24 protein-coding genes are annotated in these 21,319 nt (G+C 69.7%); 2 read left to right on the top strand and 22 right to left on the bottom strand.

All coding sequences use genetic code 11. The features are described from left to right. Positions 1 to 10 precede the first annotated feature (10 nt). Positions 11 to 703, top strand: a complete 693-nt coding sequence (locus AB0300_RS16410; RefSeq protein ID WP_366216455.1) for a hypothetical protein — start codon at positions 11 to 13, stop codon at positions 701 to 703. Between the two features lie 160 nt (positions 704 to 863). Here AB0300_RS16410 and AB0300_RS16415 read toward each other — a convergent pair whose 3' ends face one another. The 20 genes from AB0300_RS16415 to AB0300_RS16510 all read right to left on the bottom strand — a co-directional run bounded on the left by AB0300_RS16415 (position 864) and on the right by AB0300_RS16510 (position 18,860). Continuing rightward, positions 864 to 2,081, bottom strand: a complete 1,218-nt coding sequence (locus AB0300_RS16415; protein ID WP_366216456.1) for a tyrosine-type recombinase/integrase — start codon at positions 2,079 to 2,081, stop codon at positions 864 to 866. After that, the gene (locus AB0300_RS16420; protein WP_366216457.1) at positions 2,068 to 2,280 is read right to left on the bottom strand and encodes a helix-turn-helix domain-containing protein; all 213 of its coding nucleotides are present in this window, start codon (positions 2,278 to 2,280) and stop codon (positions 2,068 to 2,070) included. Before AB0300_RS16420 ends, AB0300_RS16415 begins: the two co-directional genes overlap by 14 nt. Beyond that, positions 2,277 to 2,888, bottom strand: a complete 612-nt coding sequence (locus AB0300_RS16425) for a hypothetical protein (protein WP_366216458.1) — start codon at positions 2,886 to 2,888, stop codon at positions 2,277 to 2,279. Before AB0300_RS16425 ends, AB0300_RS16420 begins: the two co-directional genes overlap by 4 nt. A 78-nt stretch (positions 2,889 to 2,966) precedes the next feature. Further along, positions 2,967 to 3,470 (bottom strand): single-stranded DNA-binding protein, encoded by a 504-nt coding sequence (locus AB0300_RS16430; protein ID WP_366216459.1) that lies wholly within the window; start codon positions 3,468 to 3,470, stop codon positions 2,967 to 2,969. Between the two features lie 76 nt (positions 3,471 to 3,546). Next, positions 3,547 to 5,268, bottom strand: coding sequence for a TraM recognition domain-containing protein (locus tag AB0300_RS16435; protein ID WP_366216460.1), 1,722 nt, complete (start codon positions 5,266 to 5,268; stop codon positions 3,547 to 3,549). Positions 5,269 to 5,372: 104 nt separating this feature from the next. Then, positions 5,373 to 5,822, bottom strand: a complete 450-nt coding sequence (locus AB0300_RS16440) for a hypothetical protein (RefSeq protein WP_366216461.1) — start codon at positions 5,820 to 5,822, stop codon at positions 5,373 to 5,375. A 44-nt stretch (positions 5,823 to 5,866) separates the two neighbouring features. Beyond that, entirely contained in the window at positions 5,867 to 7,411 is a 1,545-nt protein-coding gene (locus AB0300_RS16445; RefSeq protein WP_366216462.1) for an ATP-binding protein, read from the bottom strand. A 50-nt stretch (positions 7,412 to 7,461) separates the two neighbouring features. After that, positions 7,462 to 8,910, bottom strand: coding sequence for an SCO6880 family protein (locus AB0300_RS16450; RefSeq protein ID WP_366216463.1), 1,449 nt, complete (start codon positions 8,908 to 8,910; stop codon positions 7,462 to 7,464). Positions 8,911 to 9,098: 188 nt separating this feature from the next. Then, positions 9,099 to 10,700 carry a conjugal transfer protein TrbL gene (locus tag AB0300_RS16455; protein ID WP_366216464.1) on the bottom strand — a complete coding sequence of 534 codons (1,602 nt, stop codon included), beginning with the start codon at positions 10,698 to 10,700 and terminating at the stop codon, positions 9,099 to 9,101. Between the two features lie 36 nt (positions 10,701 to 10,736). Then, positions 10,737 to 11,060, bottom strand: a complete 324-nt coding sequence (locus AB0300_RS16460; RefSeq protein WP_366216465.1) for a DUF6112 family protein — start codon at positions 11,058 to 11,060, stop codon at positions 10,737 to 10,739. A 75-nt stretch (positions 11,061 to 11,135) separates the two neighbouring features. After that, a complete protein-coding gene (locus AB0300_RS16465; protein ID WP_366216466.1) occupies positions 11,136 to 11,975 on the bottom strand; it encodes a hypothetical protein in 840 nt (279 codons plus the stop codon). Positions 11,976 to 11,982: 7 nt separating this feature from the next. Beyond that, a complete protein-coding gene (locus AB0300_RS16470; RefSeq protein ID WP_366216467.1) occupies positions 11,983 to 12,249 on the bottom strand; it encodes a DUF6112 family protein in 267 nt (88 codons plus the stop codon). Between the two features lie 69 nt (positions 12,250 to 12,318). Beyond that, positions 12,319 to 13,488, bottom strand: coding sequence for a M23 family metallopeptidase (locus tag AB0300_RS16475; protein ID WP_366216468.1), 1,170 nt, complete (start codon positions 13,486 to 13,488; stop codon positions 12,319 to 12,321). Between the two features lie 12 nt (positions 13,489 to 13,500). Further along, complete coding sequence (locus AB0300_RS16480; protein ID WP_366216469.1) at positions 13,501 to 14,199, bottom strand: hypothetical protein; 699 nt, start codon at positions 14,197 to 14,199, stop codon at positions 13,501 to 13,503. Between the two features lie 59 nt (positions 14,200 to 14,258). Beyond that, complete coding sequence (locus tag AB0300_RS16485) at positions 14,259 to 14,711, bottom strand: hypothetical protein (protein ID WP_366216470.1); 453 nt, start codon at positions 14,709 to 14,711, stop codon at positions 14,259 to 14,261. Beyond that, positions 14,698 to 15,771: a ParB N-terminal domain-containing protein gene (locus tag AB0300_RS16490; RefSeq protein WP_366216471.1), complete on the bottom strand. Its 1,074-nt coding sequence runs from the start codon at positions 15,769 to 15,771 to the stop codon at positions 14,698 to 14,700. The genes AB0300_RS16485 and AB0300_RS16490 overlap by 14 nt, the downstream gene beginning before the upstream one ends. Positions 15,772 to 15,777: 6 nt before the next feature. Further along, complete coding sequence (locus tag AB0300_RS16495) at positions 15,778 to 16,602, bottom strand: hypothetical protein (RefSeq protein WP_366216472.1); 825 nt, start codon at positions 16,600 to 16,602, stop codon at positions 15,778 to 15,780. A 247-nt stretch (positions 16,603 to 16,849) separates the two neighbouring features. Beyond that, entirely contained in the window at positions 16,850 to 17,269 is a 420-nt protein-coding gene (locus AB0300_RS16500; protein WP_366216473.1) for a hypothetical protein, read from the bottom strand. Further along, positions 17,266 to 17,934, bottom strand: a complete 669-nt coding sequence (locus AB0300_RS16505; protein WP_366216474.1) for a DUF2637 domain-containing protein — start codon at positions 17,932 to 17,934, stop codon at positions 17,266 to 17,268. Before AB0300_RS16505 ends, AB0300_RS16500 begins: the two co-directional genes overlap by 4 nt. Before the next feature lie 44 nt (positions 17,935 to 17,978). Then, positions 17,979 to 18,860: a bifunctional DNA primase/polymerase gene (locus AB0300_RS16510; RefSeq protein ID WP_366216475.1), complete on the bottom strand. Its 882-nt coding sequence runs from the start codon at positions 18,858 to 18,860 to the stop codon at positions 17,979 to 17,981. Between the two features lie 371 nt (positions 18,861 to 19,231). On the opposite strand from AB0300_RS16510, the gene AB0300_RS16515 reads away from it, so the two are divergent. Beyond that, complete coding sequence (locus tag AB0300_RS16515; protein WP_366216476.1) at positions 19,232 to 19,513, top strand: helix-turn-helix transcriptional regulator; 282 nt, start codon at positions 19,232 to 19,234, stop codon at positions 19,511 to 19,513. A 5-nt stretch (positions 19,514 to 19,518) separates the two neighbouring features. Here AB0300_RS16515 and AB0300_RS16520 read toward each other — a convergent pair whose 3' ends face one another. Further along, entirely contained in the window at positions 19,519 to 20,697 is a 1,179-nt protein-coding gene (locus AB0300_RS16520) for a hypothetical protein (RefSeq protein WP_366216477.1), read from the bottom strand. A gap of 43 nt (positions 20,698 to 20,740) precedes the next feature. Continuing rightward, on the bottom strand, positions 20,741 to 21,316 hold the full coding sequence (locus AB0300_RS16525; protein ID WP_366216478.1) for a hypothetical protein: 576 nt from the start codon (positions 21,314 to 21,316) through the stop codon (positions 20,741 to 20,743). Positions 21,317 to 21,319: the final 3 nt, after the last annotated feature.

Raw genomic sequence — 21,319 nt, forward strand, 5'->3', positions numbered from 1 at the left:
ACTGAGGATCATGGATAGAAACGATGAGGCTGCCCAACTGCCTTGGCCGTCGGGCCACGGTCTGGAGGTAGACCCCTTCGGAGTTCCGCTCAGTACCTTCGGTCGCACTCCACCCCCTGAGTTCTTCGAGATCCTCGGTCGCGTTGTCAGCGTGCATGCACGAATCGAGTACCTAAGAGATCGCATCGAACATCTTCCGCTTTCTGAAACAAACGGTGTGAGAAAGGTGGAGCAGTTCATCGCGAGGTGCTCATCCGGGCGCACAGAACGGAACGCCGTTGTCCATTCTCTCTGGGTCTTCGGAGCCAACACGACTGACCCGAACGCCATTCTTGGGATCCGCTACAAGTCACGGAAGCTGACTTCAGGCACGGTTGCGAACGTGGCAATCGCCGATGTGCCCGGCAGCGAGCGAGAACAAGACGTTGTCGAGTACACACTCGACTCGCTCAGAGCGCTGTTAAAACAGAGCATCACGACGATGCGGATTGGCGAACAGGCGTACTCCGGGATCATGCTGACTCGGGCAGCGCAGCAAACAACGCACCGCGATGCAATTATCGGCTTCTCGAATCTTTCTGAAATGAAGCGGTTTGACGGGCAGAGATGCCCAGAAAATCAACGAATCGGGGCGAACGGGATACCTGGGGGTCAGGGGGTCGCAGGTTCAAATCCTGTCATCCCGACAGTAAAGCCCAGGTGAGAGCGTATTTCTCACCTGGGCTTCGTCGTTCTCGTCCGAGGGTTTATGGGGACCTTCGTGGACTGGATCCCGTTGCGTCACGATGTCGAGGAGTGGGTGGTTGCCGAGCGCCGGGACACAGCCGGGACACCGGCGCCCCGTTCGACGCTCGCGACAGAGATCAGCGGTGCGGTGAGGTCCGCGTTGCGGCGGAGGTCCGGGAGGGTGCCTGCCGCTGTTCTTGGGCGTCGAGGAATGCGTTGGCCTGCTCGGCGGCGGAAGCGAGGTGGCGGGTGTCGGGGTGTAGGTAGCCGCGGGTGGTCTCGATGGACTTGTGGCCGAGGATGCGTTGCAGCACGTGCAGCGGGATGCCCGCGTCGGCCATCCAGGTCGCGCCGGTGTGCCGGAGCCCGTGTCGGGTGAGCGAGGGCAGTCCGAGCTCGGTGACGAGGTCGTCCCATTTGGTGGCGTCGCGCACGCTCGCTGTGGTGAGGACGCCGCCACGGGGGCCGCGCAGCAGCCGCTCGTCGGGCTCGCGGTCCGCCGCTAGACGCTCCAGCACCGGCTTGAGCGCGTTCAGGATCGGGACCGGGCGCGCGGCCCGTCCTTTGGTCTGCTTGGTGACGAGGCCGCCGGACCCGGGGTAGGTCTGCCGTTCGATGGTCACGATGTTCGTCTCCGCGTTGACGTCGCCCACGCGGAGCCCGGCGACCTCGGAACCTCGGGAGGCGAGGAGCGCGCTGAGCATGACGAAGTCGGAGTAGCTCTGGTGGACCTGCCCACACGCTTCGGCGAGCCGGTTCAGCGTCGCCAGGTCCGGCAGGGCGTGAGCGCGCGGCGAGGTGTGTTCGACGGGGATGATGAGAGCGGATTTGCCGAGGCTGCGCCGGGACCTGTTGCGGGCCGGGTTGCTGGTGAGCACGTCGTCGCGTACGGCCTCGTCGAGCACGCGCACGAGCGGTGCGATGCTGTTCTTGATCGTCGAGGCGGAGTGCACGTTCTCCCAGTCGTCGATGGTGCGGTCGATCATCCCGGCGGTGATTTGCGAGAGCGGCAGGTGCCCGAGGGCGGGGAGTACGCGCAGACGTAGGCCGACCTTGTAGCCGTCGGCGGTCGATGTCGGGTCCAGGCCGCGCGTCCACCGATCTCCGATGGTCGCCAGGTAGTCCGCGAAGGTGATGCGGCGGTCGATGCCGATCTCCGAGGATTTCAGCAGATCGCGGAAGAACGCCTTCGCGGCCTCCTCGTCGGAGACGACGAGTGCGCGCACGACCCGCCGTCGGGTCTGTGGGTCGATCCAACGTGCTCGTGCCCGGATGCCGGAGGTGCGGTGTTCGAGGTCGGTGGTGACCTTCACCCCGAAGGGCGGGACCGCCGGTGCGCTTTCAGCTGTGCTCATCGGCGGAGAGCGACGCCAGCCACGCCTCGACAGCGTCGAGGCGGTATCGGGTGATCCCGCCCATCCGCAGGAAGGGCGGCCCCTTCTTGTCGGTGCGCCACCGCGACAACGTCGCCTCCGAGACTTTCAGGTAGGCGGCGACTTCCCGGCTGTCCAGTAGCGGCGACACCAGGTTCGGCTCGGTGATCGTCTCGCTCATGGCCGGTCGCTCCAGTCCGTGTTCACGATCTCCCGGATTGTCGCGTCCTGCTCCTGCTGCCGGTCGCGGATCTGCTCCTCCACGAAGGCGAGGAAGTCCTCGGTCCGCGCGGTCACGGGCCGCTCGGTGATGTCGGGCTCCGCCCAGCCCTCGGCTTCACCACCGGGCCACGGTGTAATGCGGGTGGGCCGGTCGCGGTCGAGGCGCGTGCCGGAGATGGTGACCCAGTCGCGGAGCCGTTCGCGGGCGAGGCCGAAGTCGTGGTGCCAGGCTAATGCCTGGTTTCCCTTGGCTTGTGGGTCGTAGCTGAACAGCCAGTGCTGGCGAAGGGCGGAGAGTTCCCAGAGCAGTTCGGGATGGCGGTGCCACATCGGCGGGATGATCTGAGCCGCGAGCCCGTACTCGTGTCGGAGCCAGTCGACCCAGGCGTTGAGCTCCAGCAGCTCGTGCTCCAGATCTTCGGGCGGCAGGCTCCGCCAGTTGATCGGCCGCGGCACCTCGCCGAGGACGTCGTTGATGTGCTGGGCGTACTGCTCCTCAACGATCCGGCGCACCTCGTCGCCGGGATCGTCCGGAGCCGGTACCTCTGGGTCAGTCATGTCAGGCATCGCGATCCTTCATTCACGGTGGGAACGGGGGAAGGGTGCCGCCGGCGGGTGGCTGCGGGGCCGCCGGCGGCACCCGGCCTATCGGGCGACCGCTGCGCGATCGGCCGGGACAGAGGCGTTCGGGGCGGCTGTCTCGGGCTGGAGGGCCTGCTCGCGCTGGGCGAGCGCGACGGCGGCCGGGTCGCGTTCCCCGACCGCCCGCTCCGGCGCCTCACGGTTCGTGCTCGAGCGTTCCTGGCGGGTCCGGTCGACGGTGTAGGTGGTGCGGTTGTTGTCGTGACCGATGCGGGAGGCGATGAACTGCTCGCGCTGATCGCCCTGGTACTCCTGGACGTTGCTACGGCCCTCGGCGATGAAGTTGTCGCCCTTCTGGAACTTCTCCGCAGCGCGCTCGGCGGCCTTGTCGAACATGACGAGGTTGGTGAACTCGCTCTCTAGCTGCGTGAATGAGCCGTCCTCGTTGCGCTGGAACTGCTCGATGCCGACGCGGGCGTAGAACCGGTGCCCGCCGCCTGTGGTCTCGGTCAGCTGCGGGTCGGTGGCGATGAACCCTGATAGGGCCTCGCGGGTGGGAATGGCCATTAACCCTCCTTCAGGGTCTGATCGGTTCGCCCGCTCATGCGGGGTCACAGGTCAGGTATGAACTCGGACCGTGTGTTCAGGCCCCTGCGCGGAGACGCTGCTCGATCTCGGTGCGGTCGCGGTGCAGCTGGTCAGCGTCACGGCGGCGCGGCCACGCACGCAGGTTGGTGATGATGGGCCGGGCGGTGCGGAGCATGACGACGCCGGTGCCGAAGGGCAGGGTGCGCAGGACATCGGGTGGCAGGATCGGGAGGCGCCGGACGGATCGTTGGGTCGAGTGGGAGCCGTAGGCGTCGGTGGTGACGCTGTCGGTGGTCTCGTCGCGGTCTCCGATGAGCGTGGAGAGGTCTTGCAGGTCCCGGGAGTTGGAGGCGCCGCCGAGGATGATCTTGACGATGGAGGCGTCCCAGATCGCGTTGGCGTTGTTCTCGCCCCACTTCTCCCGCGCCTGCGCCAGGGACTGCAACACCGGCAGAGTCGTGATCCCCGTGCCGCCGCCCTCGGCCATGAGCGTGGGCAGTGACGGCAACGGCGACAGGTTGCCGATCTCATCCAGCGCGAGCAGCAATGGCGGGTCCATCCGTGCGCCGGGCGACCGTGTGGCGATCTTGCGGGCGGCTTCGACGAGGTCTTCGATGAACGCCGCCACCAGCGCCGCCGACGCCCCTGCCCCCGCTCCGGTGGCGAGCAGGTACAGGGTGCCCCCGTCACGTAGGAACGACTCCGGGTCGAACTCCTCACCCGGCGCCGGGGAGACGGCATCGAGCACGCGCGGATCGGCCAGGGAAGCGAGGGCGAGGGAGACGCCCTGCCAGATCGAATCCCGCGTCCGGGGGTCGGCCTGCACCATCGCGTCGAGGGAATCTGCCCATCCGTCCGCGGCTCCCGGATGGGTGGACAGGACGCGCACGGCGTCCCCGGCCAGTGTCGGGTTGAGCGCCCACTGGTAGAGGGTTCGCGCGTCACGGCCGTCGAGCGCGGCCGCGTGCAACAAGGCTTGGATGGCGGCGGTGGTCTTGCCTTCCCAGAAGCCGGCATCTTGAACGCCGCCGAAGCCGGTGGCGGTGGCCAGGCCCTTGGCGCGGATCATCGCGGTCAGCGGGTCCTGGCAGCCGCAAACTGGTGACCACCGCATCCCGGCAGACAGGCCTGGGGCGAGCTGCTGCGGGTCGAAGACCGCGACAGGCCCCTTGCGCTCACGCGCACGCAGGGTTGCGGTGAGGTTGTCCGGTCGGGTGGACGTCGTGATCACCGCGCCGGGCGCGTCGAGGATGCTGTTGATCAGGACGAACAGCCCCTTCCCCGACCGTGGAGGCCCGACCAGCAGGATGCTGTCCTCCACGGTCGCCCAGACCTGCCCGCCCTTGCTCGTGCCGAGCAGGTAACCGACGTCCCCCGGCTCAGGCTTGCCGGTGACCGAGGGCCGCAGCGTGTTCGCACGCTTGACCAGCGCTCGCGGTGACGCGACGCGAGCGATCTCCGCGCCGCTCGCGGTCCCGGCCAGGTGATTCGGGTTGGTGGTGGATCGTGCGGCGCGGATCGCGCGGAACACGAACAGCGCCGCAGTCGCGAGGATTCCCAGGAGCAGGACGACCACGGCCCAGTAGGCGAAGGGATTCAGGTCCGGGGTGCCCAGGACTGTGCCTGGGTCTGCGGGGGCGGCGAGCACGCCGAGGCCGTCGGTGATGCCCGCGGTGGGCTGCGGGTGGCAGGTGAGGAACGCGGCGATGCTGCCGGCGAGACCGAGGACCCCGCCGAACGCGACGACGACCACGAGGCCACCGAGAGCAATGTTCATGAGCGCGTCGTTCGCGGGCCGTGGTCCGGCAGTGGGAGGCATGAGCGTGACGTCCTTCCTGAGCCCGCCGCCGCTCGGCGAGCTCAGGAACCAGGTGCGGACGTTCAGTCGACGCGGCGCACTGCGGTGGTGCCGGAGATTCGACCCAGCAGCACGACCTCCCCGGTCACGACGGCATGCTCGGCGCGGTCCAGGAGGGCGCGGGCGGTGCCGTTGCCTGCGGCGGAGGTATGGCGGAGCACGAGTGCGATCGCGACGTCCTCCCCGGGGACGAAACCCGCGGCGGTGAACTCGACCAGCACCGGCCGCGTCGGCGTCGGAGCGTCCTCGAGTGCGGCCGGCTCGTCAGGGTTCGGGGTGAGGATGTCGGCGTAGACGCTGCCGTCCAGTTCGCGCACCTCGACCCGCGTCGGGCTGGCGAACCGGGCTACCAGCTCGGCGATCGCCTGTCCGAGCTCGTCACGACGCGTCGGTGTCGCGGACAGGCGTTTGCCGTTGACGGTGAGCACGACGTGCTCGTCGGAGACGACCTCGGCGATGATCTGCGGCAGCACTGGCGGCACCGTCCCCGGCGGCCTACGCTGGCGTCCACGACCGATCACAGCCCGCTCCCTGCACGATCCCCGAGGGGTGCGCCGGAGGGACTGCGGACGGCGGGATCGAGCATCCGAGACCGAGTGTCGAAGGCCTGCAACTCCGCGGGATGTAGCTGGTGTTGCACGACGTATGAGGATTCCTTGATTCGCCAGAGGCCTTGTCCGGTACCCAGGGAGGGCAGCAGTTTCCGTTCGGTGCCGGTCAGGCCCAGTGCCTGCGCGGTGACGCCGAGCTGGTCGGATTCTTGGCGGTAGATGATCCGGGTCTCGGCGTTGGCGAGCAGCGAGGATGCGAGGGCTCGCATGGCGGAGCCTTGGTCGCCGACGTTCTCGAGGTCGGTGAGCTTGTGGAAGATGAGCAGGTTCGCGATGCCGTAGTGGCGGGCGAGCCGCCAGTGGGCGTCCATCCGGCGCAGCAGGGACGGGTGCGACATGAGCCGCCACGCTTCGTCGTAGACGACCCACCGCTGTCCGCCGTTTGGGTCGAGCAGCGCGGATTCCATCCACGCCGACGAGCAGGTCATGAGCACGCTGATCAACGTCGAGTTCTCCACCACGCGGGACAGATCCAGGGAGATCATCGGCAGGGTCGGGTCGAACCGGACCGTTGAGGGTCCATCGAACAGCCCTTGCAGGTCGCCGGCGACCAGGCGTCGCAGCGCGTGTCCGACCATGCGTCCGTCCTCGGCCAGACGTCCGTCGGCGTCTTCGGCTTTGTCGGGGGCGAGGATGCGGTCGACGACCATCGGCAGGATCGGTACCGAGCTCTGCGTGATGGTGGCGCGGAGGGCGACGTCGATCGCGGTGTGCTCTAGAGGCGTGAGCGCGCGTTCAAGGACGGTCTCCGCGAGGGCGCCGATGAGATCGCGGCGGCGGGCGGCGACGGTCGTTGACCATTCGTGGTCGGTGAGCCCGCCGGGACGGTATCCCTCGTCGAGCGGGTTGAGCCGGTTACCCATGCCGTGCCCGAGGATGATGGCTTTGCCGCCAACTGCTTCGGCGATCGCGGTGTGCTCGCCCTTGGGATCCCCAGGTACGTACACGCGGCGTCCGAACGGGATCGATCGGGTGTAGAGGCTCTTGGCCAGGCTGGATTTGCCCGATCCGACGATCCCGGCGAGCACGATGTTGGGGGCGGTGATGATGCCGCGCTGGTAGAGCACCCACGGGTCGTAGACGAATGAGCCGGAGCTGTAGAGGTCTTGCCCGACGAACACTCCGTCCGCGCCCAGGCCGCCTTCGGCGAGGAACGGGTACGCGCCCTGCAGCGTGGCCGAGGTGTCCTGGTGGGCGGGGACCCGGAATCGTCGCGGGGATCGCAGCGTGGCCGGTCCTGGTTCACCGCCGCGCGGCAGGTAGGTCGTGGCGCGGGCTTCGGCGCGTTCGGCCTCGTACCGGGCCCTGGTCTCCGCGCGGGTGGTCGCCTGGTCTTGCGTGAGCACTTGCCGGGCCGCTCGTTGCAGCTGACGCCGTGCTTTGCGGTCGCCTTTGCCGTTTTCGACCAGGACGGTCGAGTACAGCTTCCTGCGGGTGTCATCCGTGCCCATGCGCACACCGTTCCCTTCTGCTGCCTGTGCTTGCGGTGGTGAGGTGCGGGTCAGAGGCCGCGGCCTAGCGGCAGCGCGGCGGCGACGAACGCCTGGGCCTGCTGGCCGACCAGCAGCCGGGTTTCGCAGGAGGCTTGGATCGCGGCCTGCTCGATCGCGGCGACCGCGGCGTCGAGCTCGTCGACGCTCGGTGCGGAAATCGCGATCAATCCGGTGTAGCGCAGCACTCCATGCCCCGCCGTCAGGTCGGCTTCCTGCTGCAACACGTCCTGGTACTCCGCAGACTGGGAGGCGTCCTCAATCTGCCCGATCCGTTGCCGCTGCGCGGCGTCCGAGACGTACTCGGTCTTCTTCTTGCGGATGTCGCGGGCCGCCTGGTCGGAGCGCACCGGGTCGTACAGCAGCGTCACCGCCCGACGGATACCGCTGGAGAGCAGGATCGGGGCGAGGAATCCCGGGTAGACCTGAGACCGGGGCCACTGGGAGACCCACAGCACCGCGTGGTGGGCGGAGTCCGACCGGAGCCGGGTCCAGGTCTCCTCGACTGCGACCGGGCCGGCGGCGGCAAGGTCGCGGCCGATGTCCCCGGCCCGATCGAGCGTGGCGGCGACTTGGGGGTCGTAGGCGGTGCGGAGGATCACCGCGAGGTCGCCGGGGGTGTACCAGTCGGAGGGCTTCAGGTCGGCGGCGCGCAGCGCGGTGACGAGGGTGTGCATCTCCTGCCGCAGCACTTCGGCGGCGCCCTTGATGCCGCCGCCGGCGGAGCGGATCTGCCGGCCGGCGGCCTTCATGTCCAGCGCGAGCGACAGGGTGGTGATGTGGCGTTCGCCGGCGGGGCCGGCGCGTTCGATGAGCTCGGCGTAGGTCTGCGCCACCCAGGACCCGTCATCACGGCCGTGCTCGGTCCACCACTGCGACAGCCCCGATCCGGAGTCCGGGACGGTGCGCTCGAGCACCTGCACCCGGGCTATCCGACCGGAGCGGCACACGGTGGACAGCACTCGTCCCCACCCGTGCACGCGCCGCTCTTGCTCGCCGGGGTCCATCAGCACGAACGCGGAGTGGGTCACCTCGAGCACCGCGGTGAGGGTCTGTGCGTGCGGGTCGTGCACCATGACCGCCCCGGACTCCGGGTCTTCGTATTGACGGAGCGCCGCCGCGTCTCCGGGGAGGGCGAGGGTGCCGGCGGGGCGGGGCTTCACGATCCGGCGCCGGTAGGCGGTCTGCCGGGCGGCCTTGCGCCAGACCCAGTGCCCGGTGATCGGCACCCACTCGATCAGCTTCCGCCCGCCCACTCCGACCACCGCCAGAGCTGCCAGGGTCAGATATGCCGGGGCGGTGTAGAGGGCGGCGGGGCCGCCGGAGTAGAGGGCGGCGATGAAGATGACTGCGCCGGTGGCGAGGGCGATCACCTGCGGCAGGGACAGGCCCAGGATGATGCCGCGGGTGGTGAGCCGGGAGAACTTCACCGGGCTCAGCTCGAAGTCGGTGGTGGCCATGGCGCTCCTTCAGACGACGCATACGGGTGGTCGTCTGCCAGGTACGCGCTCGGTACCGGCCGGGGACGTGCAGAAGCGGCGACGCTCCGGGGCTTCGGTCGGGTCGCTACAGCTGACCGAGCCGTCCGTGCGCCGCCGCTCCTGGGGCGGGCGGGTTCACCTCCTCTCGACGCGTCCGATGAGAGCGGCTACCGCTCGCCCGGATCCGTCGGGGGCGGCGCCGCTGGTGGTGGTGAGGTGCGTCGCGGCGGCGGCGACGGCTGCTGCGGCTCGGTCGCCGGCGCCTGCGCCTGTCGCCCCTGAGCGGGTCGCTGCTGCGACTGCGCGTTCGCCGGGGGCTGCGGCGAACCGGCCCCGCCGTTGGCCGGTGGTGTCGCCTGCTGCGCGGGCGCGGCGGGCTGAGGCGGAGAGGCGGCTTGCTGCTGGTCGGGCCGTTGCTGGCCCGCCGGTGGCGGCGTCTGGCCCTCTTGCGCCGCACTGGCGTGGCCTTCGGCGCTGCGCCCCACCATGCTGCCGAGCTTGGGACCCGCCTCGGCGGATCCCTTGGCGACCTTCGCGCCAGCGACCGCGGCGATGCCGATGGGTCCCGCGGCAGCCCCCGCGCCAGCTCCAGCGCCCGCGGCTGCTCCGCCGCCGCCGGCTGCGGCTGCTCCTCCGGTCGAGGCCGCACCACCGCCCGCAGCGGCCGATCCTCCACCAGCTGCTGTGGCAGGCGCACTGCCGCCGGCCGCCTCGCCGCCGGGAGTCGGATTGCCGGTCGCGGGTGCGGTCGTCGGTCCGCCGCCGCCGCCTCCGCTCCCGGAGCCTTGGTCGCCGGCGCCGTCGAGGACTTGCTTCGGGGCCGGTCCGTCGGGCCTGCCGGGGAGCGGCACGGGCCGGTTCATGGACTGCTTGGACTCCTGCTCGGCCGACATGACCTGGTAGGCATCGAATCCGACGAACGCGATGAACTTGTAGACCATGTATGGCGCGAACGCGGCGACGAACATGAGCACGATCCCCGCGACCGGGTCGGCGATCGAGGCCAGGTCGAAGTCGATCGGCGCGTTGGTCTGGTTGATGGCGACGAGGAACACCACCGCGATGACGAGCTTGGAGAAGATCAGCGCGAGCACGAACCCGGCCCACTTCCCGAACCACCCCCGCGTGGCGTCCCATGACCCGCCCGAGAGGGCGATCGGGGCGAGTACGACACCGACGAGGATGAGCGCCTTGCGGATCAGCAGGCTGAACCACACGATCGCCGCCGCCGCCAGGGCGAGGAACGAGAGGAAGATCGTGATGATCGCACCGGCCCCGGGGGCGCTGAGGTTGATCGCGGTGAGCCCGGCGACGAGGAGCCCGATCTTCGCGCCCATCTCCTCCAACGTCGTGCCGGTGGCCTGGATGACGCCGATGGTGAGCTGGTCGACGATCTCCAGCAGCGTGGTGGTGAGGGTGAGCACCAGGAACGAGCCGAGCACGCTGCGCGCCAAACCCAGGGCGGCGCGGGACAGGGCGGACGGGTCGCGGCGGATGAGGCCGGTGATCAGCTGCAGGCAGAAGAAGATCAGCATGATGAACACCGCGATCCCGAAGATCACGTTGTACACGCCGATGTAGCCCGGGTCGGTGAGGTCGACCATTGTGGTGGTGTCGAACAGCCACCACACGCCCTGGAACATCCAGGACGCGGCCTGCCCGATGGCCCCCGCGAGCCAGTCGAACGGGGCGCTGATCAGTGTCGCGGCGGTCTCGCCGGCGACGTCACACACGTTGCTGATGATGGGGACGTCACAGATCCCGTCCATACCGTTCCCCTCCTCTCGTCAGTCGAAGGGGACAGGTCAGGAGACGGTCTGGCCGACGTTCCAGAAGAAGTTGATCAGCGTGACCGCAGCACCGGTGATGATCGCGGCGCCGCAGGAGATCAGCACGCCGAGCTTGCCCCTAGAGGCGAGGTGGGGGTTGGAGCTGTTGGCGCCGAAGCCCCAGACCACGGCGGAGATGATCAGGGCGAGCACGGACAGGATGAGTCCGACGGTCATCACGGCGCCGACGATGGTGCGGAGAGCTGCGATGCCGGGAAGGCCAGAGTCGTTCGGGTCGATGTCGACCTGTGCCGGCAGCACGGTCGCGGCCTGGGCGAGGGTGTCGAGGATGAGGGTCATGCGGGGCTCCTTCACGGACGGCGAGCCCGGCCCGGTGCGGGGCTCACTGCGACAGGTGCGGACCCGCCTCTGCGGCTAGAGGCCGAGCCGTCTCGCGGCGGGGGCACTGCGCTGCGTGCCCGGCCGTGAGCGGTCCGTGCTGCCTGTTGACGGGTCGAGGTCTTCGGCGCGTGCGGCGAGCTGCTCGGTGAGCCGTGTCGCCAGGTGCGAGGCGTTCACCGCGTCGCGGGCGAGCCCGCCCACCGACGGCGCGGGGCCGTTCGTGGTGGCTGCGCGTTCGTAGGCGAGGTCGCGTTCGGTCTCGGCGTGGAACGTGCTGATGGCGGCGCGCAGCTCCGTGATCGAGAGGACTTCGCTGAACGGTTCGACCTCGACCCAGCTCTGTTGGCGGGCCGACCAGACCTCCATCACCCAGGTGTAGCCGTCGATGGATCCCATGAAGTTCGCTTCGTCCCAGAACGTCAGCCGTCGCCGTTCGGGATACTCGAGCACGTTCCCGTAGGCGCTGTTGACGTAGGACCGCCAGTGCGCGTCCGGGTAGCCGGCGGTGATGCGCTCGGCCAGCTCTTCGGCCAGCGGGTAGGCGGTCACCGGCAGCGGTTCACCGATGTTCTCCTCGTCGATGAACGATGACGCGATGCCGATCATCTCCGCCGGCGTCGCTGCCGACCCGGTGCCGTCGCGGACGGGCCGGTAGGTCTGGTCGCGCCCGTCCCATTCCTCCACGCCCCAGACGTATCCGGTATCGCCTGCGGCGGGGGTGATCCGCAGCAGGATGCGTTCGGGGAACACGATCGCGGCGCTGGGTGACCAGTCCGGGTCGGCGTGGTAGGTCCACGCACCGCCGGGGCGGTGCTCCTCCTCGACGAGCTGGACGAGCTGGTGACTGGTGGGCTGGGTCTCGTTGTCGGCCATGGCCGCCTCAGAGGGTGGTTCCCACGCGCAGCAGGAAGTTCAACCACGCCACCCCAGCGCCGGCGAGCGCGGCGGCTCCGATGGAGACGAACACGCCGACCCGGCCGCGGGTGGCGGTGGTGATGTTGCCGGTGGAGGACGAGACGGCCCACACGATGGCGCAGATGATCAGCATCAGCACCGCGACGATGAGGGTGATCGTCAGGAGGGCGCCGACGATGCCGATCAGGGTCGAGCGGCCGCCGACGGCGTCGAAGTCCGGGTACACATCCACAGCGGTTTCCTCTCCGTCACAGCAGGCTTCTCACCGCACAGGTGCGCACCCGGCCCGGGCGGTGCGGTCTTAGAAGGCGCAGCCCGGTCCGCCGCTGGTTGGAGCGTCGAGCCCTTCGACGCCGTGGTCGGCCAGCCACGGGATCGCATCGATCGGGGAGGCGCCGGCGCCTCCGGGGTGCAGCTGGAAGTGCAGGTGCGGGCCGGTGGACCGGCCGCTGGAGCCCACGTCGCCGATGTGCTGGCCGGCGACGACCCGGTCGCCGGCCTGGACGTGGATGCCGTGAGCCCACATGTGGATGTAGACGCTTGCGATGCGTTCGCCGTCGATGGTGTGCTCGATGGTGATCTGCCCGGACGTGCCCCCGGCCATCCCGGCGTAGCTGACCACGCCGTCGGAGAGGGCGAAGATCGGTGTGCCGTCGATGGCGGCCCAGTCGGTGCCGGCGTGGAAGCTCCGCTCGCCGGTGAACGGGTCGCTGCGCCATCCGAAGTCCGAGGTATGCGTGTAGGTGCCGTTGGGCAGCGGGAACACCAGCGCCGTGGTCTCCGGGATGCTCGCATCGCCCGGCACACCGGACCCGCCGCTGCCGCCTCCCGCGGTGAGGACTTGCAGGATGGCGCGGGCGACGGGCTCGTAGTTCTGGTACCGGTCCGGGTAGGCGGAGACCTCGACCGCTTGCGCGGCCTCGCCCTTGTCCATCTGCTGCCAGCCGGGGATGTCCAGCAGCCCTCGCGGCGACGGGTAGTTCGGGCCATCCGCCCCGCCGTAGAACGCGCGCGCCTGGTAGCCGGTGTCCATGAGCTCGGCGACCGTGCCCCACCCGGCGGCCGGCCGCATCTGGAACAGCCCGAGCGAGTCGTGATCTGACCCGTTGCCGTCGTTGGGGTACTCGCCCGACTCGGGGTAGGCGCCGGTGTTCGCCAGCTGCCGGAGGGTGGACTCGGTCAGGCCGGCCATCAGCGCGATGAGGATCCCGTCGCGTCCGACCCCGGGGGTGCGGGCGCCGGTCTCGATGATCGTGGCCGCGTGGGTGAGCTGCTGACGGTTCAAGGTGAACGTCGTCCCGTCGCGCGTGGTGACCTCGAGCTCGTCGGGGACCGGGCCGAGGACGACGCCGCTGGCGATGCACATCGCCTGGTTCGTCACCGCCGGGTTCACCAGCACCCCGACGCCGATCAGCGACAACATCGGCGCGAACAGCACCCCGACCAGCAGAAGCAGCAAGGCCTTCTTCATGACAACACCGCCTCAGCGCAGCGGGTTGTCCAGCTGCGACAGGCGCAGCAGCACGCACCGGTCGGTGGCCGGCGGGCAGGAGACGAACATCGTGAACGCCACCGGATGCTGGGAGGTGACCGCCTCGTCGAACCAGACCCCGGTGCGGTGCCGGGTGCCCTCGACCGTGTAGGCGATGAGTCCCTCGGCGAGCTGCCCGTCGGCGGCGGCGACCGCTTCGTGCCACTGGCCGGGGACGTAGAGGCGGTCGATGTCGATCCACTGCGCCGTGCGGTACTCCTGCAGGTCTCTCCACGTCGCCGCGGACGGCAGGTAGTTCGACAGGTCGCTGATCAGCCCGGGCGTCTCGGCCCCGGACGGGTCCGCGGCCGCCAGCAGCACCGCCCGATGATCATCCGGGGCGAACGTGGTGAAGGTGTCCCAGACGAACAACGCCTCCGTGACCGCCTCGGCGAACCGTTCCGGGTTCCTCGTCTCGGGCAAGGGCGGGAGCTCCGTCGCCCCGGGCGTCGGCGCCGCCGGCGCCACCCTGCCCGGCGTCGAGGGTCCCGTGGGGTCGGCAGGTCCCGGGCGCGGCGTGGGCGGGCCAGTGACGAGCCCATAGATGCCGACGCCGGTCAGGACGGCGAGGATGACGCCGGCGACGGTGAGGGAGATGATCAGCCGGAGCTTGCGGCCTCGGTCCGGGCCGGTGGTGGCGGGGTCGGTCATGACGGGGGTGCCTCCTGTCCGAGTCGTCTGGCTCTTCTCAGGTGCGCACCCCGCGCAGGTCACTCCAACCGGCGCCTCGAGTCCTCCCGCGCGTCGCCGGTCACAGGGGTCTCCGCATCCAGGGAGGCTGAGCGATCCGCCAATGCCTGATCAAGTCGGCTGGGCACGGGGTGCCAGGCGATCCGGCCGTTCTCACTCTGTGCGGCCATGACGAGCTGGACGACCTGGTCCATCGATGCGGCGGCGATGGTCAGCCAGCCCGACGCCTTGGCCGCCTGCTCCTGGCCCGCGGCTCGGTCTCCGTCATCGGTCGCCGCGAACGGGCTGTGCCGGTCGTGCCAGTCCGCCAGCTGCCGAAGCGACTGCTGCACGCTCGTCAGCGCGTAGTGCATCGAGCCCAGCACCCGGTACGTGTCCTCCGGCCCAGGGATGCGCCGGGTGGCATACGCCAGCCCGCGAGCGGCCTCACCGAGCTCGTCGGCGTCCTTCGCCGGGTCCTCAAACGTCGGCATGCGCTGTGTCCTCCCGTGCCGTGCGCGCCGCGTCCAGGAATGCCGCGGCCGCCGTGATGTAGGTGTCCACGAGCTCCCACTGGTCCGGTTCGGCGTGGCGGCCGAAGTCGGTCGGGTCGAACCTGTCCCACCAGCCGTGCTCGCGGCGCAGCAGGTCGACGAGCTTGCGGATCTGGTGCTTCTCCCGCAGCAGCGGGTCGGCGTCCTTCCACCCGACCCGCTCCACGCCAGCGGCGCTCTCGCGCAACTGGGTGAGGCGGGCCAGAGCCAGCCCGGATTCTTTAGCGACCTCGGCAGGCCGCTCCAGCTTCTCCAGGGTCTGCAACTCTTGCCGCGCCGACGCACGCACCGTGTCCGGTACGTCCGGGTCCTCGGCAGCACGGCGAATCCCGGCGAGGTTCTGCGCGGTCTTGACGGCCAGGTAGCGGCCGTTGACCTTTCCGTCGGTGTTCAGCTCGATCAGCGCCTCTGCCGCTTCCTGCCGCACGTACGGGCCCTCCGCATCGTCAGCGGCGATGCGGCGCAGCTCGTTGATCTGCTCGAGCATGGTCCGCGAGTCCCGCCCGGTGACCGCTCGGGCTGCCTGCACGCGTGCTTTGCCGCCGCCTGACGGGGGTGCCGATTCGGCACCCCCGTCCCCTGCCTCGGCGACGCGGGCGTCACGAACCGGGGACCCGAACCGGGTGGCGGCGTCGCGACGCTGCGCGTCCTCCGCGTACAGGGCCTTCAGCTCCTCGTACAGCTCCGCCTGCTCCAACGGCTTCAGGGCCTTCTGCAAGGTCTGCTCGTCACGGATAGCCAGGACATAGGACAGCTTGTCGGACACGTCCGGGACCACCCACACCGGGGTGACCCGCCAACCCAGGCGCTCCATCGCCGCCAGACGACGGTTCCCGGTGATCAGCACTGCGTCCTCGGTGATCGCCGGCGGGTTGAGGATCCCCACCCGCTCCAACGAACCGCACAGCTCGTCGAGGTCCTCGTCCGGGTCGCGCCGGTACTGCGAGCCGCGACGAATCTGACCGATCGCCTGCTCCAGGACCAGGTGCCCCCGCGCCATACCCGCTCACCGTCCTTCCCGCACATCAGGTACGGGCGCCATCCGGCGGGCTACGTCGACCAGGGCGGTGTCGGAAAGCAGGTCCGCGACATCGTCGCCGAGCAGCACGCGCGCCAGCAGCCCGTACCTGCCGGCCCGGCGGCGCCCGGCAGGGAGCCCCACGAGCAGGCGCACCAGCTCTGCCCACTCCTCGCGCCGGTAGCCGAAGCGCACGGCGATGCTGAGGTCCTTGGAGACGATCTCCACCGCGGACCCGCCGGAGGACAGCGACGCGACGCGGTGGGCGATGTAGTCCACGGCCTGCTCGACCTGCCTGGCGGGCCACCCGGCGACGACGAGGAACACGCACACGGTGCGGATCACCGGGTCCGCGGACCCGTCGTCGTCCCGGCCGGCGCCGCCCACAAGCTCGGTGGCGTGCGGGTGGACGTCGTAGAAGAACTCCTCGTAGTGCCCCGCACGTACCGGTTCTTCGCTGGGGCGCTTGGAGGGGCGGCGGGCCTTGTCCTGGCTGGTCATGTCTCGGTCGGCGTGCGCCTCGGCGGCGATGCCGAGCGCCACTGCGCGGGTCACGACCGCCCACGGGTCGTCGGCCTTCACGGTCGTGGACTGGCGCATGGCGATGAAGGCTTCGTAGGCGGCGTCGGCCGGGTCGCGGTGCCAGGCGCGGGCGACCGGGGTGTACTTCGCGGTGGCGTAGACCATGAGTTCGGCGGCCACCGAGCTGGTCGCCCACGCGTTGTGCGTGTTCAGGTCGATGAGGACCTGGCGCAGGCCCTCCGGGGTAGTGAAGTCCGGACTCGTCCGGTCCGGGACGGTTGGATCGTGCATAGCGACTCCCTCAACGGATCTGGGTGTAAGCGAGGTATGAACCCGCATCCGCGAAAGACCCGCCGCGCCCTCACCGGTGGCGTGTGCCTCCAGGCGGGGCGCTCGTTTCGGGCGTCACTGAGCGGCGCCGCGACGCACCAGGTGCTGTCGCGGTGCACGGGGCCGCCGCGCAGTCGCGGCGGTGGGGTGGTCGGTCAGATAGTGGATGCGGGGCCGGGTGTCGGGTGGCTGCCCGGGCAGGCAGAGGTCACCGGCTCACCCCCTGCCTGCCCAGCACGGGCTGTGCGGGGCTGGTCGATACATCAGGGACGAGATCCGCTTCGCGGTGAGAGAGCGCGCGGCGGATGCGGGCGGCGCCGTCGCGGGAGGCTTGGCGGACGAGCTCGTGGACGTCCTGGTTCACGTCCGCGGTCTTCTCCATCACGCGGGCGCCGGCACGGGCGGCCATGTCGGTGGGACGCACCCACTCCACATGGGTGTCTGGGTGTCCGGCCGGTGCGGGCGTGCGGCCCACGCTCGGGTCGCCGTGGCGGGCGATCACGTGCGCGCTCTCCATATCAGGGCGCTCCGTATCGGGACGCTTGGTGTCGGCACGCTCCGTACCTGCGCGCTCGGTGTCGGGCGGGGTCCCGCTGCCTACGGGAACAGAGGGTGTGGGGTCGGTCATGACGGGTCTCCTTCCGTGTCCTCGTCAGGTACGGCCAGCCACCGGCCGATCGTGGTCGGATGCTTGCCCAGCCGTGCCGCGATCTGCCGTTGCGAGATCCCGTCGGCTGCGAGCCGCGCTGCCTGTTCTCGTGTCTCGCGATCGCCGCGCGCTCGCTCCCGCTGCGCGGACACTGGCCGCGTCCGTTCGGCGCGCGGCTTGGCGCGCTCATCCTCACGAGCCGGCGGTGTCGCGTCGCTGCGTGTGGGGGCGGCGTTGCGGGTGAGCTCGACGGTCAGGTGGGTCATCGCCAGCAGCACCAGGGGCGGGACCGAGGCGACCAGTGCCGCGACTACTGCTGGCACGCGGGCGTCGGCGGCGACGATCGCGTGGGTGATGTTCGCCGCGACGGACACGCCGGCGCCGGAGGCCAGCAGCAGCCAGGCGTAGCGGCGCGCGGCCGGTGCCTGGTTGCGTAGCGCGACGACAGAGATGGTGGCCTCGAGGATCACCCCGTCGACGATCAGCGGCCACACCCACGCCTGCCCGGCGGGAATGCCGGCCATGATCGCCAGGTCCTGCAGCGTGGTGAAGGACAGCCAGAACGCGCCGAGCGCAAGCACCAGGGTGCCGGTGACGCTGCTGGCGATCACCAGGCGCGGCACGCCGTTTCCGGGCCCGGCCACGCCTGCATCCGCCGGACGGGCGGTGCGGGACGCGGCGGGCGTTCTCATCGCCGCACGGCTCCCCGGATCGCACTGGACGACCGGCCCCCGTCATCGGTGGCGGGTGTGAGCTGGATGGTGCGCCAGGCGGATCGGATGGTCGCCTCGATCTCCCGGGCGCCGAGCCCGATGGCGAGCGCGGGCCGGTCGAGAAGATCGTGGATGCCCTGCTCGTCGAAGCCCTGCTCGGTCAGGCGGCATGATGCCCAGAACAGGCTGGCGTTCCGGTTGCCGTCGACCGCGCCGAAGAGCCAGCGGGTCAGTTCTTCGCCGCCCCGTGACGTTGCGTCGCTTCGTGGTGTGGCGACGCGGGGGCGGATCGGGGTGAGCAGCTCGCGGATCCGGTCGCCGTCGACCGGGCGCGGTTCCGCGTTGAGCGTGAGGATCGTGTATACCGTTCGTTGTCCCTGGTCGATCACTGTCGAGGGTGGGGCGAGGACGTAGCCGCCGGTGCCGCGGAAGTCGACGTGCCGTGTGCCGCGTGACCACGTCTGTTGCGGCCGGTCAGGATCGGAAGGGAAGTACAGATGCGTGCCGCCGGACGGTGTGCGCACCGCGGCGAGCGCTCCGGGGACCATGCCCGCGCGGTGTAGGCGTTCGAGAGTGCGGTAGCCGTCGCCGCCGGCATGCACGTCGATGTCGAGCACGTCCAGCCCCTGTCCCGTGGCGATGCCGATGTTCGCCTGCGGCTTCCATGCCCACCATCCACGGATGCGGCGTGCACCGGTGGTCGCGTCTCGGTATCCGCGCGTGGTCAGCGGCTGCTTGCCGCCCGGGACGCAGGGGAACACGTCCAGGCCGGCGGCCGCATATATCAGGGCGGCTTCGCGCATGGTGCCGTCGTGCGCACGCACGGCGCTCAGGGTCTCGTGCAGCGTCTCGATCATGTTCGCCTCCTCCCGCAGCTCAGACGACGAGCGCCGAACTGCAAGAGTCAGGTGCGCGTCATCAGTCGGTAACCGGAGCCGCTAACCTGGCCTCGACGCAGGGCCTTGGTTGCTTCGAGCACGCAGGTGCGGCGTCTACCGATCCGAACGCGACGGTCAAGTTCCGTCCAGCGATTCGATGCAACATGCGCGTTTGAGCAAAGAAGATGCGCGATTCGAGCACCACTCGCGTCCGATGCGCCGGGGGAGCAGGCGATCGCAGCGCTGCCGATGGTGCTGAGCGCAGGCGGGAGGCTCTAGACCTCAAGCCAGATAGATTATGCCGGATATTTCTGGCTGACGATAGAGGTGGATCTCGTCAGCGTAGAGGGATGCCTTCCTCTCCCGCGCCTTCGTCCTGGGAGGAGTACGCCAAGGACCTCGGAATCGAACTGCAACGTCGCCGGATCGCGCTGAATATCACGCAGGAGAACCTTGCCCACCGGGCCGGTCTCACGCGCACGCACTACCAGCAACTCGAGCGCGGGTTCTGGAAACCGGGGTCACCGGCCAACCCCTCGCTGAAGATGCTCGTGCGCCTGGCGCAGGCACTCCAGCTTGAGGTTGCCGAACTTCTCCCGTCTGGACGCGACGTCGAGTGGCCGGACACGTAACCGGGTCACCGGCCAGGCAGATCCGGGTGCAGTCCGCGGCCGTCTGCCTCCGGGTCACCGGTGGCCTCGTGCCCGGTGAGCCGGTGACTGCGATCGCGCAGCAGGTCTGACAGCAGTGCTCCCCGCTCGAGGCGTGAGGAGGGCGCCGGGGGTGTGTCGTGGTTTCCGAGGTGGCGCCAGCCGAGCACTCCGTGCACGTCGCCATCCGCCAGTACACGTTGCCGCCGCTGGACGGCCGCGGGTGTTCCCGCGGGAGCGTCGCCGGTCAGGCCGTCGTCGACCAGGATGCGGGCCTCGTCTGCGGTGTGCGCGGAGACCTCGAACTCAACCGGAACGCGGTAGGTCCACAGCTCTTCCGTTGCGGATGGGCGGGCAGGCGCAAGCGAGGCGTCGACGGCCGGTGTGGTCGATCGAGCAGACCGCCTCGTCGCGTTCGTCTCTGGCTCGGCTCCCTCACCCTGCTGAGCTGGCGCCACGCGACGGTTGGGCGGTGAGGAGGTCGCGTTCACGGTGTCGGTGTTGAGGAGGAGGCGCAGCCGCTGCTCGCGGGCCGCAGCGATCCGGTTGAAGTCTGCCTGCCACTGCGTGTGGTCCCAGGCGTAACGGGCTCCTTCGATCTCACCCTCGTAGCCGGGTGCGATCGTGACCAGGTAGTCCTGGCGGCGCGGCTCCGCCGGCAACGGGTGTTCCTGGAGCAGGGCCGCGATGCCCTCGCGTAGCCGTTGGACCTCCTCGACGCGCTCGAGGAGGTAGGTGGGACGCCGCAGGTACATGGCGATATTCAGTGCCTGCTCGGTGAACTCGTCGAACGCCGCCCCGTACGCGTTCTCATCCACAACACCGTGCTTATCACGGAACGCATCCGGGTCCGGCTCCTCGGGGAAGAGCTCGGCGAGCATGTCGAACACCGGAGTCTCCGCATAAGTGTCGGCGAACGCGTGCGGTTCTCGAAGCCGCAGGTCGGCGTGACTGTTCCCGTCGATGTGCTTCAGCCCGGCCTCGGGGAACCATCGATCCTCCAGCGGGGAGAAGACGTCGCCGAGCTCGCGCAGTGGTGCAGCATCGGTCAACAAGCGGTCCGCTCGGGACAGCAGCGTGTGCAGCACCTGTGCCGCCTGCTCCCGCGTCGTGCCGGCGACCTCGAAGACGACCGGGATGGTGAACTTCTGCGCTGCGTCGGTCATGGTGTGCTCCTCGTCCTGCCGTGCGTGCTGAGGGTCAGGTAGGTCACAGCTCGGGAGTCGGCCCGGCGTGCGAGCGGGACGGCGCTGCGTCTTCCGCGGCGAGCTGCGAGGCACGGCGGGCGAGCGCGTAGGACAGGTCCCGCTCGTACTGCGCAGCGGGACCTGTCAGATCGGCGACGGGCAGTTGGGTGATGGTCGCCCGCGGCATCGGGGTCTCGTCGGCGAGAGCCTCGAGCCACTGATCGACATCCGCGGGTGTGTTCCACTGCTGGATCGGTGTGTGCTTGTCGATGAACTCGCGGCCGCCGGCGAAGGCTTCGGACTCTGCGAGTTCCTCGTACAGCTGGGTCGCGACGCGTCGGGCGAGATCGGTGCTGCGAGAGCCGATGAGGATCGAGGGCTCGACGTCGGGGTCGTCGGACCACGTGATCACCCCGACCGTGACGAACTGTGGCCGTGTCCTCGCCGTGCGGTTGGCGAGGAGCTCCCGGGAGTCCAGGCCGTCGTGACCTGCGGCCCGCACCAGGTGAGAGATCTGCTCCAGTGCGGCGGACGAGTGCTGGGTGCGGTCGTAGTCCTGCAGCGCCTCGGCGACCTGGGCCAAGGCACGGGAGTCCACGTT

This window comes from Microbacterium sp. NPDC078814, assembly GCF_040702645.1.
Lineage (GTDB): Bacteria > Actinomycetota > Actinomycetes > Actinomycetales > Microbacteriaceae > Microbacterium.